At 46.9% G+C, this 245-nt stretch carries 1 tRNA gene; it reads left to right on the forward strand.

Annotation, left to right across the window (positions count from 1 at the left end):
• Window positions 1–81: 81 nt before the first annotated feature.
• A tRNA-Ile gene (locus VJI77_RS07670) sits at window positions 82–158 on the forward strand.
• The last annotated feature ends 87 nt before the right edge of the window (window positions 159–245 follow it).

Raw genomic sequence — 245 nt, forward strand, 5'->3', positions numbered from 1 at the left:
GAAGGTGCGGCTGGATCACCTCCTTTCTAAGGAGTACAAAGAACGACAGTTCAATTAAAATTCTTAGTTTTATCACTATATGGGCCTGTAGCTCAGCTGGTTAGAGCGCACGCCTGATAAGCGTGAGGTCGGAGGTTCGAGTCCCCCCAGGCCCACCACTACAACATTAGAAACCTGACAATTAAAGAGAAATATATTTCTGGTCAAGCGACCAAGGGCATAAGGTGAATGCCTTGGCACTGAGA

The sequence above is a fragment of the Parvimonas sp. D2 genome, assembly GCF_035282635.1.
GTDB lineage: Bacteria > Bacillota > Clostridia > Tissierellales > Peptoniphilaceae > Parvimonas.